Genomic DNA, 16,025 nt, shown 5'->3' on the forward strand with positions numbered 1-16,025 from the left:
CGGAACATCAGCGGCGCCGTGCCGGTTACGCGGCGCGAAGCGCTGTTTTTCTCGAATGCCGCAGTCCGGCCTCGGTCGCGGGGATCTCAGTTTTTCCCCATTCCCGATTCCCCATTCCCGATTCCCACCCTCCGCAAAAACGGCACCGTCACCCGCCGCTGCGCCGCCAGCGATTCGCGGTCCAGGCGCTCCAGCAGGCCGATCAGGCCGGCCAGGTCGCGCCCGGCGTGGGTCAGCAGCCAGTCGATCGCCGCGTCTTCCAGCACCAGGCCGCGGCGCTGGGCGCGCTCGCGCAGCACCGCGGCGCGGCCGGCGTCGTCCAGCGGCGCCAGGGCGATGCGGGTGCACTGCGACAGCCGCGAGCGCAGGTCCGGCAGACTGAGCGCCAGGCCGTCGGGCATCGCCTGCGCGGTGTACAGCAGGGTCACCCCGGCGCTGCGCGCACGGTTGTGGAAATCGAACAGCGCCACCTCGTCCTCGCGCTGCCCGGCGATCGCTTCCAGGCCGTCGAGGGCGACCAGATCGCGTCCTTCCAGTGCTTCCAACGCATCGCGCAGACGGCCGGCGGCGGCCTGCAGCGGCAGGTAGGCGGCGCTGCGCCCGGCCTGTTCGGTGGCCGCGCACAGCGCCAGGGCCAGATGGGTCTTGCCGGTGCCGGCGGGGCCGGACAGGTACACCCAGTCGTCGGCGGCGCCGTCGGCGACCGCCTGCAACTGCGCCAGCAGTCCGTCCGGCGCGCCCAGATAGCGGTCCAGGCGTTGCTCCGGCGGATAGCGCAGGGCCAACGGCAGTTGCGGCACGCTCACGGCTGATCGGGGCTGCGCGGCGGCAGTTCGATGATGGTGGTGCGCTCGGTGACCGTATCCAACAGGATCGCCGACTTTTCGCCCGCGTACAGGTCGCTCTGCCGGTACTGCTCGTGCAGGTAGTGCAGCAGCACGTTGGCCACCGCCGCCACCGGCAGCGCCAGCAGCATGCCGAGGAAACCGAACAGCTGGCCGCCGGCCATCACCGCGAAGATCACCGCCACCGGATGCAGGCCGATCTTGTCGCCGACGATGCGCGGGGTCAGCACGTAGCTTTCCAACAACTGGCCGACGGTGAACACCACGCCGACCAGGATCAGCAACTGCAGGTCGAAGCCCTTGGCCTGCACCAGTGCGGCCAGCACCGCCAGCAGGATGCCGGTGGTCGCGCCCAGGTACGGGATGAAGCTGATCAGGCCGGCGACGATGCCGATCAACAGGCCGAGCTTGAGACCAACCAGGGTCAGGCCGCCGGCGTAGATCACGCCCAGCGCCAGCATCACCAGGAACTGGCCGCGGATGAACGCGCCCAGCACCTCGTTGGACTGCTGCGCCAGGCGGGTGATGGTGCCGACGTGGTTGCGCGGGATGGTGGCGGCCACGCGCGCGACCAGCAGGTCCCAGTCGCGCAGGAAGTAGAAGGTCAGGATCGGCAGCAGCACCAGGTTGACCACCCAGGTCACCATCGCGAAGCCCGAACGCGACAGGTAGCCGAAGAAGGTCGCGGCGACGCCGCCGGCCTGCTGCCAGTGCCCGCGGATCCAGTCGATCAGCCGCTCCGGGTCCAGCCAGCCCATCAGCTCCAGCCCGGTCTTGTGTTCGGCCCAGGGGATCGCGGTGCCGATGAACCAGTCGCGCGCCTGCGGCAGCACGTCGATGAAGGTGACGATCTGCCGCTCCAGCATCGGCACCAGGATCACCAGCGCCAGCACCAGCAGCAACACCATCAGCACGAACACCAGGGTCACCGCCATGTTGCGCGAGCGCCCGGCGCGCTCCAGGCGGTCCACCAGCGGGTCGCCGAGCCAGCCGAGCAGCAGCGCCAGCACGAACGGGGTCAGGATCGGCGCCAGCAGCCACACCACCCACAGCACGCCGACGATCACCGCCGTCCATTTCAGGCGGCGCAGGAACAGCGCGATCTCGGCTTCGGGCGACAACGTCATTTCAGGCGGTACTCCGTCGGCTCGCTGTTGAGGATCACCGGACCCTCGACCGGCGCGACCACCGGCTGCAGCGCGCCGTCCGGGCCGAGCATGCGGTTCAAGCCGGACACGCCGCTGAGCAGATCCAGATCCAGTTCCAGGCGATCGCCGTCGGCGCGGACCGGCACGATGCGCCGCACCACCGAGGCGTTCTGCAGCGCGGCGGAGGCGCGCAGGTAATCGTCGGCGCTGCGGATGCCGGTGATCACTACCCGATAGATCCCGGCCGGGCCGGCGCTGACCGCCTTGGCGTAGCGCTTGACCAGGGCATCGGCGGCGCCGTCGGCACCGCTGGCCATGGCGCGGCGCGCGTCGGCGTCGCTGGACGACCAGGTCGACAGCACCTTGCCGCTATCGACGAAGGTCCAGTCCGCGGTCCAGCCGCCGGCCTTGCCGCGGTACAGCTTGCCGATCAGCTGCATCGGCGGGCTGTAGCGCGACGAGGCGCTGGCCACCGCGGCGGTGTCCTGGCGCCAGATCGCACCGGCCAGGGCCTGCTCGGCGGCGTTGCCGGTCGGCAGGCCGAGGCGGAAGCCACGCTCGATCGCACGATCGAGCAGGCTGCGCGCGGCGTTGGACTGCTGCACGCCGACCAGGCGCGGGCCGCTGCCGTCGTCGATGGCCAGCCACACCACCGGCTTGGGCCGCGGCTGCGGCCACACCGGCAGGCCCAGCGCCGCCGCCAGGCCGTCCACGTCCTGCGGGCGGAAGCGCGCCACCAGGATGGTGCGGAAGGTGGGCGCACCGCTCGGCGAGGTGCCCTGGTCCTGGCGGTAGTCGAAGGTGTCGACCAGATTCTTGGCGTTGCGCAGCGCCTGGGTCACCCCGGGCCGCGACATCACCCCCTTGTCGCCGGAGATCTTGCCCAGCACCACGCCGAGCGCACGGGCCAGGGCACCGTTGCGGTCGGCCTCGCTCTGGCTGTTGACCGGCACCTCGGCATCGTAGGGGCCGGTGGCGCCGGCCACGTCGCCCTCGGTGCGCAGCTCGGCCTGAGCCAGGGCGGTCGCGGCGGGCAGGCACAGCGCGAAAGACAGGAGGAAGGCAAGGCTGCGGCGCATGAAGGGTCCAATACTCGGCGTATCCGGGGCGAATTGTTGCCCGAATGCGGGCCTAGCGCCAATGCGGCCTGTTAAAATCGCCGCCTTTCCGCCGACCCCGCCGCCCGTGACCACTTCCCAGCCCCCCGCCGCCGCCCCGTTGACCTACCGCGACGCCGGCGTCGACATCGATGCCGGCAATGCCGTCGTCGAACGCATCAAGCCCCTGGTCAAGCGCAGTTTCCGCCCCGAGGTGATGGGCGGGCTGGGTGGCTTCGGCGCGCTGTTCGACCTGTCCGGCAAGTACCGCGAGCCGGTCCTGGTGTCCGGCACCGACGGCGTCGGCACCAAGCTGAAGCTGGCGCAGCAGCTCGGCCGCCACGACACCATCGGCATCGACCTGGTCGGCATGTGCGTCAACGACGTGCTGGTGCAGGGCGCCGAGCCGCTGTTCTTTCTGGACTACTTCGCCACCGGCAAGCTCGACGTGGAGACCACCGTGGCGGTGGTCGGCGGCATCGCCCGCGGCTGCGAACTGGCCGGCTGCGCGCTGATCGGCGGCGAGACCGCGGAAATGCCCGACATGTACCCGCCGGGCGAGTACGACCTGGCCGGCTTCACCGTCGGCGCGGTGGAGAAGTCGCAGCTGCTCGACGGCGCCCGGGTGCGCCAGGGCGACGTGCTGATCGGCATCGCCTCCTCCGGCCCGCATTCCAACGGCTACTCGCTGATCCGCCGCATCTACGACCGCGCCGGGCGCCCGGACGCGCTGCAGGTCGGCGGCGTGGCCCTGGCCGACGCGCTGATGGCGCCGACCGCGCTGTACGTCAAGCCGATCCTGTCGCTGCTGCGCGAACAGGGCGAAGCCATCCACGCCATGGCGCACATCACCGGCGGCGGCCTGACCGAGAACATCATCCGGGTCATCCCCGACGGCCTGGGCCTGGACATCCGCGCCAGTGCCTGGACCCTGCCGCCGGTGTTCGAGTGGCTGCAGCGCGAAGGCGCGGTGGCCGACAGCGAGATGTGGCGCACCTTCAACTGCGGCATCGGCTTCGTGCTGGTCGCCGCGCCGGCGCAGGTGGCCGCGCTGGAGCGCAGCCTGGACACCCTGGGCCTGGCGCACTGGCAGATCGGCGCGGTGGTGGCCGCCGCGGACGCTGGCGAACGCGTCCACATCGGCTGAGCCGCATGGCGGCGGCCAAGCGCGCCTGGCTGACGCTGGCGCTGGCGGTGTTCGCCGCCAGCTGGCTGCGGCCGCTGTGGCCGGCGGAACAGGCCATGCACAGCTCCCTGGCAGTGCTGGGCCTGGTCTGGCTGGTCTGGCACGACCGGCGCTGGCCGCTGCGCACCGGCCATTTCGCGGCTATCTGCCTCTTCATCAGCGTGCACAACATCGCCGCGCACTGGCTCTACTCCAATGTGCCCTACGACCAGTGGCTGCGCGCGCTGACCGGTGGCTGGTCGCCGAGCGCGGCGTTCGGCTGGCAGCGCAATCACACCGATCGGCTGATCCACCTGCTGTTCGGGGTGTGCTTCGCCCCGGCGCTGCGCGACCACGCGCGCCAGCGCTGGCCGGCGCTGTCGGCGCGACAGGCCTTCGTCCTGGCGACGATGGCGATCATGTGCGCCAGCCTGGTCTACGAATGGCTGGAATGGCTGATCGCGCTGCTGCTGTCGCCGGAGCAGGCCGAGTCCTACAACGGCCAGCAGGGCGATCCCTGGGATGCGCACATGGACATGCTGCTGGCCACGCTGGGCTGCGCCAGCGCCTGGCCGTGGCGGCGCACCGCGCGCCCGCTTCCTTCCACCCCGCGCTGAGACAGACGATGTCGCTGCCACCGCCCCTCCCCGTCCCCGGCGGCCATGCCGCCGATGTGGTGCGTGCCACCTCCGACCTGAACACCCTGGCGACGCTGTATGCCGTCATGGCGGGGCTGCAGGTCGTCGTGGTGCTGCTGGTGGGCGCCGTGCTGGCCTACGGCGTGCACGAGGAGGCGCAGCTCAACGCCGTCGGCCAGAGCCCGGACCAGGCGCAGAGCGGCGTCATCGCGATCGTGATGCTGTCGATCCTGCTCGGCTTCGGTCTGCTCGCGCTGCTGCTCAAGGTGCTGGTTGCGCGCGCCTTGCGCCACCGCCGCCAGTTGGAGCTGTGCTATGCCGGCGCCGTGATCACCTGCCTGGGCTTCCCGCTGGGCACCGCACTGGGCATCGCCACCCTGCTGACATTGCAGCGCCCGGCCGTGGGCGCCCTGTTCCGGACTCCCGCCCGATGACGCTCCGCCTCGCTGTCCTCGCCTCCGGGCGCGGCTCCAACCTGCAGGCCATCCTCGCCGCGATCGCCGCCGGCACCCTCGATGCCGAGGTGGTCGGCGTGTTCGGCGATCGTCCGGAGGCGCCGGCGCTGGCGATGGTGGCGCCGGACCGGCGCTGGTCGGCGCGGCCCAAGGACTTCCCCGATCGCGTCGCCTTCGAGCAGGCGCTGGGCGACGCGGTCGCCGCGGCACGGCCGGACTGGGTGGTCTGCGCCGGCTACATGCGCATTCTCGGCGCAGGCTTCGTGCAGCGCTTCGGCGGGCGCCTGCTCAACATCCACCCCTCGCTGCTGCCCAAGTACCGCGGCCTGCACACCCATGCCCAAGCCTTGGCGGCCGGCGACGCCGAACACGGCGCCAGCGTGCATTTCGTGGTGCCGGAACTGGACGCCGGCGCGGTGATCGCGCAGGTGCGGGTGCCGGTGCAGCCCAGCGACGGTCCCGACGACCTGGCGCAGCGCCTGCTGCCGCGCGAACACCGGCTGCTGTGCGCGGTGCTGCGGCTGGCCGCGGCGGGCCGTCTGGCTGAACGGGACGGCAAGGTCTGGCTGGACGGTCAGTGCCGGTTTAGTCCGCTGCGCCTAGATTGCGACGACGTGCTGCTTCCCTGAATGCGCTGCCGCACCTTCCGCGGCTCCTCCCTCCCCCTCTTCCCTCCCGCTCACGCCAGCCGATCCCATGAAGCTCGCTCCGCGTCCGTTCGCCTTCCTCGTCGCGTCCGGCCTCGGCCTGCTGGCGCCCATCGTCGCTGCGCAGGTCGCGCCGGCGCCCGCCGCGCAGCCGGCGCCGCAGACCGCCCCCGCCCCGACCGCGCCCGCCACCGGCGCACCTGCACCTGCACCGGCCGCCGCAGCGGCGCCGGCGCTGCCGGCGGAGGCCTGGACGCCGCCGCCGCTGCAGCCCTTCGTCGCCACCTACGATGCCCTGTACAAGGGCAAGCCGGCCGGCGACGCGCGCATGGACGTGGTGCATACCGGCGGCGACCAGTGGCGGGTCGACCTGGGCGTGCATGGCCGCAGCGGCTTCGCCAGCATCCTCGGCCTCAACATCGAACAGAGCACGGTGTTCACCGTGCAGGACGGCCGCTACGTCCCGCAAAGCCAGAGCACGGTCAAGAAGGCGGTGTTCTTCGGCAAGAAGGTCACCGGCGTGTACGACTGGAAACAGGGCGTGGCGCGCTGGGACGGCGACCTGAAGAAGGACCGGCAGGCGCCGATCCCGCTGCAGCCCGGCGACCAGAGCGCGCTGCTGCTCAACCTCTCGCTGATGCGCGACGCACAGCCCGGCAAGACCATGACCTACCGCTTCGTCGACGTCGGCCGGGTGCGCGAACATGTCTACCGCGCCGCCGACCAGACCGAGACCGTGCAGGTCGGCGACATCAGCTACGACGCATTGCGGGTGTCGCGCACCAATGGCGGCCGCAATGAGACCATCCTGTGGATCGCCAACGGCGTGCCGACGCCGGTGCGCATCCTGCAGCGCGAAGATGGCGAAGACCGCATCGACCTGCGCCTGACCGAATACCAAGGAGCCTGACCATGACCCGCATCGCCCGCCCGCTGACCGCCCTCGCCGCCGCCCTGCTGGCCACGGCGAGCCTGCCCGCCCTGGCCCTGGAGCCGTTCACCGCGGACTACCAGGCCAGCTACATGGGCATGCAGGCCAACGGCGTGATGACCCTGGCCAAGCAAGGCGCCGACCGCTGGCGCTACAGCCTGGCGATCAAGAACCAGGTCGCCGACCTCAGCCAGAGCACCGTGTTCGAGGAAAAGGGCGGACAGCTGCGTCCGCTCAGCAGCGACGACCGCTCGGTGTTCCTGATCAAGAAGAAGGCGGTGACCGCCAACTACGACTGGAGCACCGGCCAGGCGACCTGGGGCGGCGATCTCAAGGCCGACCGCCGCGGCCCGGTGAAGCTGCAGCCGGGCGATATGGACGCGCTGCTGATCAACCTGGCGATCGCGCGCGACGTCAACGCCGGCAAGACCCCGAGCTACCGCATGGTCGACGAGGGCCGCGCCAAGCCGATGACCTACCGCGTCGCCGGCAAGGAAGCGGTCACCGTCAACGGCAAGACCGAGCAGGCGACCAAGGTCAGCCGCACCGACGGCTCCAAGGAAATCATCGCCTGGATCGTGCCGGACATGCCGGTGCCGGTGCGCATCCTGCAGCGCGAGAACGGCCAGGACGCGCTGGACCTGACGATCAAGGCGTTGCGCTGAGAAGCCGGGAATGGGGAATGGAGAGTGGGGAATCGTGAAAGCGGCTTCGCCGCGGGAATTGGGAATCGGGAGTGGGGAATCGTGAAAGCGGTTCCCCGTGCGTGATCGTTCCCGTGTGAGGGCTGGGATTGGGGAGCCGGGATTGGGGAATCGCAACAGCAACTCCCTGCCCGTGGTGCTTCCCATGTGGGAGGGGCTTCAGCCCCGACGCGAGTACGCGAATCGCCCTGCGGAAACCGGCGAGCGCTTGCAGGAGCTCCAAACGGCGCGAGTCGACGCCCATCCATGGAACATGCAACGGGGCGACAGGTAGCGCTCTGCCTTGGTGAACAGCCTAGGCGGGCGCCGCTCAGGCAGCGCCCTGCCCCACGCCGTTACTTCTTCTCCGCCGGGGCGGCCTTGAAGGTGGTGCGGCAATCAACGCGGATCTGCGCGCCGGTGCTGCGCCAGTAGAAGGTGCTGCATTCGCGCGGGCCGTTCTGGGTGCGGCTCACGCCGACCGCATAGAACGACTGCCAGATCTCGTCGCGGGTGACTTGGCCGTCGCCGTTCCAGTCCATGTCGCGCTCCTCGATGCCCTGGGTGATGGCGATGCCGGTGTACCAGGCATAGCCGACCCAGGCCAGCAGCACCACCACGATCGCCAGCAGCACCTTGCGCCGGCGGCTGAAGCGGCCGCTGAGGATCATGCGACGCGCCGGATGGACGCGCCCAGCGCCCCCAGCTTCTCCTCGATGTTCTCGTACCCCCGGTCCAGGTGGTAGATGCGGTCGATGGTGGTGTCGCCGTCGGCGACCAGGCCGGCCAGGATCAGCGAGGCCGAGGCGCGCAGGTCGGTGGCCATCACCGGCGCGCCGCTGAGCCGCTCGGCGCCGCGCACGATCGCCGTATGCCCTTCGATCTGGATGTCCGCGCCCAGGCGCAGCAGTTCGTTGACGTGCATGAAACGGTTCTCGAAGATCGTTTCGTTGATCACGCCGACGCCATCGGCCACGCAGTTGAGCGCCATGAACTGCGCCTGCATGTCGGTGGGGAACGCCGGATACGGCGCGGTGGTCAGGCTGACCGCGCGCGGGCGCTTGCCGTGCATGTCCAGGCGGATCCAGTCCTCGCCAGCCTCGATGCTGGCGCCGGCCTCGGTGAGCTTGTCCAGCACCGCGTCGAGGGTGTCGGCGCGGGCGCGGCGCACGGTCACGCTGCCGCCGGTCATCGCCGCGGCGACCAGGAAGGTGCCGGTCTCGATGCGGTCCGGCAGCACCGCGTGGCGGCCGCCGGACAGGCGCTCCACGCCGTGCACGACGATGCGCGAGGTACCGGCGCCTTCGATCTTCGCGCCCAGCGCGATCAGGCAGTCGGCCAGGTCGCTGACCTCCGGCTCCATCGCCGCGTTCTCCAGCACGGTGGTGCCGTCGGCCAGGGCCGCGGCCATCAGCACGTTCTCGGTGCCGGTGACGCTGACCATGTCGAACACGTAGCGGCCGCCCTTGAGCCGGCCGTTGCTGCTGGCCTTGATGTAGCCGTTCTCGACACTGATCTCCGCGCCCAGCGCCTGCAGGCCCTTGATGTGCTGGTCGACCGGCCGCGAGCCGATCGCGCAACCGCCCGGCAGCGACACTTCGGCCGCACCGAACTTGGCCAGCAGCGGGCCCAGCACCAGGATCGAGGCGCGCATGGTGCGCACGAGTTCGTACGGGGCGACGTGCTGGTGGACCTTGCGCGGGTCGACGGTGATCGCGCTGCCGCGCGACAGCGTGCCTTCGTCGATGGTGACTTCCGCGCCCAGCTCGCCGAGCAGCTTCACCGTGGTGATCACGTCGTGCAGCTGCGGCACGTTGGTGATCTCCACCGGCGCATCGGCCAGCAGGGTCGCGCAGAGGATCGGCAGCACGGCGTTCTTGGCGCCGGAAATGTTCACTTCACCGTGCAGCGCGTTGCCGCCGGTCACTACGATTTTGGCCATGGGTCTCGTGGGGGAATTGAAAGGGGAGAAACGGGCGCGCTGCGGCTCAGCCGGCGGCGCGCTCGGCCTGTTCGGGGGTCAGGGTGTTCAGCGCCAGCGCGTGGATCGCGCCGCCCATCAGCTCGCCCAGGGTGGCGTAGACCATGCGGTGGCGGGCCAGCGGCAACTTGCCGGCGAAGGCGGCGCTGACCACGGTGGCCTCGAAGTGCACGCCGTCGTCGCCCTGCACCTGCACCTGCGCGTCCGGCAGGCCAGCCTCGATGAGTTTACGGATGGTTTCGGCGTCCACCGGGCTTTCCTAATAAAATGATCGGCCATTCTACCCTCCGACCGGCACCCGCATGGATGTATCGCCCCTGTCTCCCACGATGCCCGACGACGCCGGCCTGGTCGCCAGCGGCCGTCGCGTGGTCGAGATCGAGCAGGCCGCGCTGGCGGCGGTCGGCGCGCGCATCGGTGCCGACTTCGCCGCCGCCTGCCGATTGATCCTGGGTTCGCGCGGGCGCGTGGTCGCCACCGGCATGGGCAAGTCCGGCCACGTGGCGCGCAAGATCGCCGCCACTCTCGCCTCGACCGGCACCCCGGCGTTCTTCGTGCACCCGGGCGAGGCCGGGCATGGCGACCTGGGCATGATCACCGATGCCGATGTGGTCCTGGCGCTGTCCTACTCCGGCGAGTCCGACGAGATCCTGATGCTGCTGCCGGTGCTCAAGCGCCAGGGCAACGCGGTGATCGCGATGACCGGGCGCGCGCAGTCCACGCTGGCGCGCGAGGCCGACCTGCACCTGGACGTCAGCGTGCCGGCCGAGGCCTGCCCGCTGGACCTGGCGCCGACCTCCAGCACCACCGCCTCGCTGGCGCTGGGCGATGCGCTGGCGGTGGCGCTGCTGGACGCGCGCGGCTTCACCGCCGACGACTTCGCCCGCTCGCACCCGGCCGGCAGCCTCGGCCGCCGCCTGCTGCTGCACATCACCGACGTCATGCACCGCGGCGACGAACTGCCCAAGGTGCGCGAGGACGCCAGCCTCAGCGAGGCGCTGGTGGAGATGAGCCGCAAGCGCCTGGGCATGACCGCGGTGGTGGACGCCGAAGACCGCCTGCTCGGGCTGTTCACCGACGGCGACCTGCGCCGCGCCCTGGACAGCGCGCTGGACGTGCGCCAGACCCGCATCGCCGAGGTGATGACCCGGCAGCCGCGTACCATTGGCGCCGACCAGCTCGCCGCCGAGGCCGCACGGCTGATGGAGACCCACCAGATCAACGGCCTGATCGTGGTCGACGCGGCCGGCCGCGCGGTCGGCGCGCTCAACATTCACGACCTGTTGCGCGCCAGAGTGGTTTAACAGGCTGAACCCGTTCACTGCCCGCGGTGCCCCACGCCGCTGGCCCTGGCCGCTGGAAAGCCGGCCTCCCCGCCCCGATATCCCGAACATGCCCTATTCCCCGCTGGCCGACCTTCCCGCCGACCTGATCGACCGCGCCGCCCGGATCCGCCTGGCGTGCTTCGACGTGGACGGCACGCTGACCGACGGCCGCCTGTACTACGACCGCGACGGCAACGAGAGCAAAGCCTTCAACGTGCTCGACGGCCAGGGCCTGGTGCAGTTGCGCCGGCACGGCATCGACGTGGCGCTGATCACCGCGCGGCCCAGCCTGGCCGCGGAGAAGCGCGGCCAGGAGCTGGGCCTGCTGGTGCAGATCGGGGTCAAGGACAAGCGCGCCGGGGTGCAGGCGCTGTGCGACGAGCGCGGCATCGGCCTGGAGCAGGTCTGCTTCATGGGCGACGACCTGCCCGACCTGGCGCCGCTGCGCGTGGTCGGCCTGGCGGTCGCCCCGGCCAACGCCCATCCCTGGACCGCCGAACACGTGCACTGGACCACCCGCGCCCGCGGCGGCGAAGGCGCCGCCCGCGAATTGTGCGACGTGCTGCTGGCCGCACAGGGCCATGTCCCCTCACTGCTGCAGGAGCATGGCGCATGAACTGGCGTACCACTCTCGGCGGCCTGCTGCTGGTCGGCGCCCTGATCAGCGGCTGGTCGGCCTGGAACCAGCGCAGCAAGCCCAGCCGCAATCCGTCCGACGAAGCCAGCGTGGACTACATCGCCCGCGACTTCGAGATCGTCAGCCTGGACAAGCAGGGCAAGGAAGCGATGACCCTGCGCGCGCCGCAGATGGAACGCAGCCGCGCCGACCAGACCATGTCGATCGTGACCCCGCTGTTCCTGCTGCCCGACGCCAACGGCCAGCACTGGGAAATGCGCAGCAAGACCGGCTGGGTCAGCGCCAACGGCGACGAACTGCGCCTGCGCGACGACGTCGCCGGCGACAGCCCCAAGGTGCCCAGCATCCCGCCCACCACCTTCCGTACCCAGAGCCTGGACGTCTTCCCGCAGACCAACAGCGCACGCACCGCCGACCCGGTCACCATGACCCGGCCCGGTATGATGCAGACCGGCGTCGGCTTCCAGGTCGACTTGAAATCCCGGCAGTACAAGCTCCTTTCACAGGTCAAGTCCCGTTATGAACCGAATGCTGCCCGCTAAGCTCGCCCTGCTCGCCCTGCTGCTGCCGACCCTGGCGCTGGCCAAGTCGACCGACCGCAACCAGCCGATGGACATCAATTCTGACGCCAGCGATTGCAACCTGATTGACGATAACGGCAAGTGTCACTTGTCCGGGAACGTCGTCATCACCCAAGGCACGCTGGAAGTGCACGCCGATAGCGCCGACATCTTCCGCAAGAATGGGGAGATCGACCGCGTGCTACTCAAGGGCAAGCAGGCAACACTCAAACAAGAAATGGATGATGGTTCACCAATAGACGGTGTCGCCGACAATATTGACTACACGGTCTCCAACGACACCGTGATCCTGACGGGGAACTACCGCATGACCTCACCGAAGGGAACCAACGCTGGCCAGCGCATGGTCTACAACACTAAGACCGGAAACATGCAGGGTGGCGGTGACGGTACGCGTGTACATACAGTGATCCAGCCGAAGAACCCCGTCCCAGCCAATGGCGCCAAATCCGCCGCCAAGCCAGTTCCGGCAGCAGGCAAGCCGAAGCAAGGAGGCCAGTGATGTTACTCGTCGAAGGCCTGCGCAAGCGCTACAAGCAACGCGAAGTGGTGCGTGACTTCGCACTGACCCTGGAGGCCGGCGAAGTTGTTGGCTTGCTTGGCCCCAACGGTGCCGGCAAGACCACCTGCTTCTACATGATTGTCGGCCTGGTCGACGCCGATGCCGGACGCATCGTGCTTGACGGCAACGACATCACGGCATTACCGATGTACAAGCGCGCCAAACTCGGCGTCGGCTACCTGCCGCAGGAACCGTCAGTGTTCCGCAAGCTCAGCGTCGCCGACAATATCCGCCTGGTGCTGGAACTGCGCGAGGATTTGGACGCCGCCGGCCAGGAACGCGAACTGGTGGCGCTGCTGGACGAACTTCAGATCAGCCACGTCGCCGACCAACTCGGCGCCAGCCTCTCCGGCGGCGAGCGCCGTCGTTGCGAGATCGCCCGCGCGCTGGCGGCCAAGCCGCGGCTGATGTTGCTCGACGAGCCCTTCGCCGGCGTCGACCCGATCTCGGTCGGCGAAATCCAGCGCATCGTCACCCACCTCAAGCAGCGCGGCATCGGCGTATTGATAACCGATCACAATGTTCGCGAAACCTTGGGAATCTGCGACCGGGCTTATATTCTCAATGACGGCAGCGTATTGGCGCAAGGCTCTCCAGAGACCCTACTCGCAAATTCTGAAGTGCGCCGAGTATACCTCGGAGAAACCTTTAAGCTTTAGCTTCCACGATCATTGAACTTAATACCGGCTAATTTGAAGAAATCGAATTTACCTTGGGATCCACAGAGAAGGAAAATCTTTTTTCTATGACATCCCCAACTACATCCGAAGTCTCCATAAGGCCATAGACTGGATTTGTTTTTCCAAGTGTAGATTCAACGAGATTAGGATCATCAACCCCGCCTTTCAGGCGCAGCGCCCCAATACACACCGTAGTTCCGCACTCAAAATCAACTCCACTTATATCACTACGCCCTGACAACTGACGCTTCATATCGGAGAAATACAACCTCTTCAAAGCTTGAGCCTCAGGATCGCCAGAGTATTTCCTCTCAAATCCATTCAGCAGGGACGGAAAATTTTCCCTATCGAAAAGAATCTTAGCTTTACCCAGCGACATACTATCCCCGCTCAGTAATACAGCTTCACCAGCAAAAGGTCCCGATCCAGTCTTCAGACCGCGCAAGGACGTCTTTGTTACATCCGCAACCTCTCCAGCACTCTCCCCATCATTGCCGCCTACGTTAACAGCTGTTTCGGTGGAACTCTTACCACTGGCGATGGGAGAACTCCTGAGCTGCGCACCATCTAATTTGCGCACACTAAAGTGCCCCTCCCCCACATAAAACGATGCCGCCACCACAATCAAAAGGGCTGCAATAAAGACACCAATTAACCTTAGATGACCAATCTTCATTGCAACCCCGATACAAAAATTAAATTATTGGAAGTTAAGCGCCAGGCTTGGTGCGCGGCATAATAACAGTTTCAATTCTCCCGCCACAGCAATCAGTAATCGAATAGCCGCCATTTCCAGTCAGAGTTACAACACAACTGTTCTCGCAAGTTGTGGTTGTACCGCCAATGGTTACAGAACTGCTAGCGGAAGCAGAATTACTGAAGGCCAGAAGAGCAAAAAAGGGGAGAACTTTGATGAAATTCTTGACACCGGGAACGACGAAAGCCATAGCACAAACTCCTTTTGTAATTTAGCCGTAGTTTTTGCGCCAACCTGAAAGAGCCGGCACCGGGATACTTATCACAAAAATTAACAAATCGTCAAGATGCACTATTGAGACGTCGCTTTGCCTGTTCCGCCAAGAGCAAGCAAGTAACCTCTGCCATACAGCGCTAAGATTTAGGGCCGTTTCCCTAATCACTTAAGACGGATGAAAGCACGGCTGCAGACATCGCTGGGACAGCACCTGGTCATGACGCCGCAGTTGCGGCAGGCGATCAAGCTGTTGCAGATGTCCAGCGCCGAGCTGGAGGTGGAGATCGCCGAGGCGGTGGAGAGCAATCCACTGCTGGAATGGTCCGAGGACGCTGCACCGGCGTTCGAACGCAGCGAAGGCGCCGACCACGGCCTTGACCGCGACCACGCGGCAGGCGAGACACGTAGCGACGGCGATGGCGACCGCGGCGAATCCGCGCCGGCCAGCGACGGCGCCGACTGGGCCGACGCCGAACCGGCCTGGGCCGGCGGCAGCGGCGGGTCGTTCGACGACGACGACCTGGGCAGCGCGGCCGAGCGCGTGGCCGAGCCGGACACCCTGATCGATCACCTGCTGTGGCAGTTGCACCTGTCGCCGCTGTCCGCGCGCGACCGCAGCATCGGCGCGGCGCTGATCGACGCGCTGGACGACGATGGCTACCTGCGCGAACCGCTGGCCGCGATCGCCGAGACCCTGCGCCCGGACATCGCCGCCGAGGAGGACGAGATCCTCACCGTGCTGCACCAGATCCAGCGCTTCGACCCGGCCGGCATCGCCGCGCGCAGCCTGGGCGAGTGTCTGACCCTGCAGTTGGACATCCTGCCCGAGGACACGCCGGGGCTGGCGCTGGCCCGCATCATCGCCAACGGTCCGCTGGAGCGGTTGCCGCGCAGCGGCGTGGCCGGACTGGCCCACGAACTCAAGCGGCCGACGGCGGAGGTCGACACCGCGGTCACGCTGCTGCGCTCGCTGGACCCGCGCCCGGGCAAGCAGATCGGCGAACTGGGCAGCGACACCTACGTGGTGCCCGATTGCGTGGTCTGGCGCCAGCGCGGGGTCTGGCATGCGGCGTTGTCGGCGCACGCCCAGCCCAAGGTCACTATCCACCGCGGCTACGAGCGGCTGATCCGCCAGTGCGGCGAAAGCGACGCCGGCTATCTGCGCGGGCAACTGCAGGAAGCGCGCTGGCTGCTGAAGAGCCTGGAGGCGCGCGGCGAGACCCTGCTCAAGGTGACCCGGTGCCTGCTCAAGCAGCAGGCCGGCTTCCTGGAGTTCGGCGAACAGGCGCTGCGGCCGCTGACCCTGCGCGAGATCGCTGGCGAACTGGGCCTGCACGAAAGCACCATCTCGCGCGCCATCGCCCGCAAGTACGTGCGCACCCCGCGCGGCACCATCCCGCTGCGCGCCTTCTTCGCCTCGGGCATCGACACCGACAGCGGCGGCGAGGCGTCCAGCACGGCGATCCAGGCGATGATCCGCCGGCTGATCGAGGCGGAAAATCCGCGCAAGCCGCTTTCTGACGCCAAGCTGGCCGACCTGCTGAAAAGTGCCGGCGTGCCTGTAGCGCGCCGCACCGTGGCGAAGTATCGTGAGGCCATGAACATTTCCGCCTCCCACGAACGCGTTCGAATCGGCTAGCGGCGGCGGCGATGGTTCATAGGTGTGAAACCCGAACC

At 68.0% G+C, this 16,025-nt stretch carries 20 protein-coding genes; 12 read left to right on the forward strand and 8 right to left on the reverse strand.

The annotated features are described in order from the left end of the window. Positions 1-86: 86 nt before the first annotated feature. The 3 genes from hda to SLW56_RS06295 are packed head-to-tail and all read right to left on the reverse strand — an operon-like array spanning position 87 to position 3,084. Complete coding sequence (hda, locus tag SLW56_RS06285) at positions 87-806, reverse strand: DnaA regulatory inactivator Hda (RefSeq protein WP_267084407.1); 720 nt, start codon at positions 804-806, stop codon at positions 87-89. Beyond that, positions 803-1,972, reverse strand: coding sequence for an AI-2E family transporter (locus SLW56_RS06290; RefSeq protein ID WP_267109367.1), 1,170 nt, complete (start codon positions 1,970-1,972; stop codon positions 803-805). Before SLW56_RS06290 ends, hda begins: the two co-directional genes overlap by 4 nt. Next, on the reverse strand, positions 1,969-3,084 hold the full coding sequence (locus SLW56_RS06295) for a DUF2066 domain-containing protein (protein WP_267103788.1): 1,116 nt from the start codon (positions 3,082-3,084) through the stop codon (positions 1,969-1,971). Before SLW56_RS06295 ends, SLW56_RS06290 begins: the two co-directional genes overlap by 4 nt. A 94-nt stretch (positions 3,085-3,178) precedes the next feature. Between SLW56_RS06295 and purM the strand changes: the two genes are divergently transcribed. From purM to SLW56_RS06325, 6 genes are all read left to right on the forward strand, one after another. Then, on the forward strand, positions 3,179-4,237 hold the full coding sequence (purM, locus tag SLW56_RS06300) for a phosphoribosylformylglycinamidine cyclo-ligase (protein ID WP_320694514.1): 1,059 nt from the start codon (positions 3,179-3,181) through the stop codon (positions 4,235-4,237). 5 nt (positions 4,238-4,242) lie between these two features. Next, positions 4,243-4,872, forward strand: a complete 630-nt coding sequence (locus tag SLW56_RS06305; protein ID WP_320694515.1) for a DUF2238 domain-containing protein — start codon at positions 4,243-4,245, stop codon at positions 4,870-4,872. 8 nt (positions 4,873-4,880) lie between these two features. Beyond that, complete coding sequence (locus SLW56_RS06310; RefSeq protein WP_320694516.1) at positions 4,881-5,327, forward strand: hypothetical protein; 447 nt, start codon at positions 4,881-4,883, stop codon at positions 5,325-5,327. Further along, positions 5,324-5,977, forward strand: a complete 654-nt coding sequence (gene purN, locus SLW56_RS06315; RefSeq protein ID WP_043095728.1) for a phosphoribosylglycinamide formyltransferase — start codon at positions 5,324-5,326, stop codon at positions 5,975-5,977. The genes SLW56_RS06310 and purN overlap by 4 nt, the downstream gene beginning before the upstream one ends. 130 nt (positions 5,978-6,107) lie before the next feature. Then, positions 6,108-6,905, forward strand: a complete 798-nt coding sequence (locus SLW56_RS06320) for a DUF3108 domain-containing protein (RefSeq protein WP_320694587.1) — start codon at positions 6,108-6,110, stop codon at positions 6,903-6,905. 2 nt (positions 6,906-6,907) lie between these two features. Next, the gene (locus SLW56_RS06325; RefSeq protein ID WP_017910671.1) at positions 6,908-7,591 is read left to right on the forward strand and encodes a DUF3108 domain-containing protein; all 684 of its coding nucleotides are present in this window, start codon (positions 6,908-6,910) and stop codon (positions 7,589-7,591) included. A gap of 374 nt (positions 7,592-7,965) precedes the next feature. Here SLW56_RS06325 and SLW56_RS06330 read toward each other — a convergent pair whose 3' ends face one another. Genes SLW56_RS06330 through SLW56_RS06340 form a run of 3 tightly spaced genes read right to left on the reverse strand, consistent with a single transcriptional unit; the run spans position 7,966 to position 9,840 of the window. Beyond that, entirely contained in the window at positions 7,966-8,280 is a 315-nt protein-coding gene (locus tag SLW56_RS06330; RefSeq protein ID WP_010344096.1) for a hypothetical protein, read from the reverse strand. Beyond that, complete coding sequence (gene murA, locus SLW56_RS06335) at positions 8,277-9,551, reverse strand: UDP-N-acetylglucosamine 1-carboxyvinyltransferase (protein WP_320694517.1); 1,275 nt, start codon at positions 9,549-9,551, stop codon at positions 8,277-8,279. Before murA ends, SLW56_RS06330 begins: the two co-directional genes overlap by 4 nt. 46 nt (positions 9,552-9,597) lie before the next feature. Further along, positions 9,598-9,840: a BolA/IbaG family iron-sulfur metabolism protein gene (locus SLW56_RS06340; protein WP_010344098.1), complete on the reverse strand. Its 243-nt coding sequence runs from the start codon at positions 9,838-9,840 to the stop codon at positions 9,598-9,600. Between the two features lie 52 nt (positions 9,841-9,892). Here SLW56_RS06340 and SLW56_RS06345 point away from each other — a divergent pair, with 52 nt between their 5' ends. From SLW56_RS06345 to lptB, 5 genes are all read left to right on the forward strand, one after another. After that, a complete protein-coding gene (locus SLW56_RS06345; protein ID WP_209244238.1) occupies positions 9,893-10,894 on the forward strand; it encodes a KpsF/GutQ family sugar-phosphate isomerase in 1,002 nt (333 codons plus the stop codon). A gap of 88 nt (positions 10,895-10,982) precedes the next feature. Further along, positions 10,983-11,531: an HAD hydrolase family protein gene (locus SLW56_RS06350; RefSeq protein WP_017910666.1), complete on the forward strand. Its 549-nt coding sequence runs from the start codon at positions 10,983-10,985 to the stop codon at positions 11,529-11,531. Continuing rightward, a complete protein-coding gene (lptC, locus tag SLW56_RS06355; RefSeq protein ID WP_152182017.1) occupies positions 11,528-12,094 on the forward strand; it encodes an LPS export ABC transporter periplasmic protein LptC in 567 nt (188 codons plus the stop codon). The genes SLW56_RS06350 and lptC overlap by 4 nt, the downstream gene beginning before the upstream one ends. Next, the gene (gene lptA, locus SLW56_RS06360; protein ID WP_150410486.1) at positions 12,072-12,635 is read left to right on the forward strand and encodes a lipopolysaccharide transport periplasmic protein LptA; all 564 of its coding nucleotides are present in this window, start codon (positions 12,072-12,074) and stop codon (positions 12,633-12,635) included. Before lptC ends, lptA begins: the two co-directional genes overlap by 23 nt. Then, on the forward strand, positions 12,635-13,354 hold the full coding sequence (gene lptB / locus SLW56_RS06365; RefSeq protein WP_150410487.1) for an LPS export ABC transporter ATP-binding protein: 720 nt from the start codon (positions 12,635-12,637) through the stop codon (positions 13,352-13,354). The genes lptA and lptB overlap by 1 nt, the downstream gene beginning before the upstream one ends. Before the next feature lie 28 nt (positions 13,355-13,382). On the opposite strand, the gene SLW56_RS06370 is transcribed toward lptB, so the two are convergent. Both SLW56_RS06370 and SLW56_RS06375 read right to left on the reverse strand, forming a co-directional pair. Further along, entirely contained in the window at positions 13,383-14,051 is a 669-nt protein-coding gene (locus SLW56_RS06370; RefSeq protein ID WP_295938645.1) for a hypothetical protein, read from the reverse strand. Between the two features lie 34 nt (positions 14,052-14,085). After that, positions 14,086-14,322: a hypothetical protein gene (locus SLW56_RS06375; RefSeq protein WP_191091431.1), complete on the reverse strand. Its 237-nt coding sequence runs from the start codon at positions 14,320-14,322 to the stop codon at positions 14,086-14,088. Between the two features lie 201 nt (positions 14,323-14,523). Between SLW56_RS06375 and SLW56_RS06380 the strand changes: the two genes are divergently transcribed. Then, positions 14,524-15,987 carry an RNA polymerase factor sigma-54 gene (locus SLW56_RS06380; RefSeq protein ID WP_320694518.1) on the forward strand — a complete coding sequence of 488 codons (1,464 nt, stop codon included), beginning with the start codon at positions 14,524-14,526 and terminating at the stop codon, positions 15,985-15,987. The last annotated feature ends 38 nt before the right edge of the window (positions 15,988-16,025 follow it).

Origin of the sequence: Xanthomonas sp. LF07-6 (assembly GCF_034105445.1) — a bacterium.
Taxonomy (GTDB): Bacteria; Pseudomonadota; Gammaproteobacteria; order Xanthomonadales; family Xanthomonadaceae; genus Xanthomonas_A; species Xanthomonas_A sontii.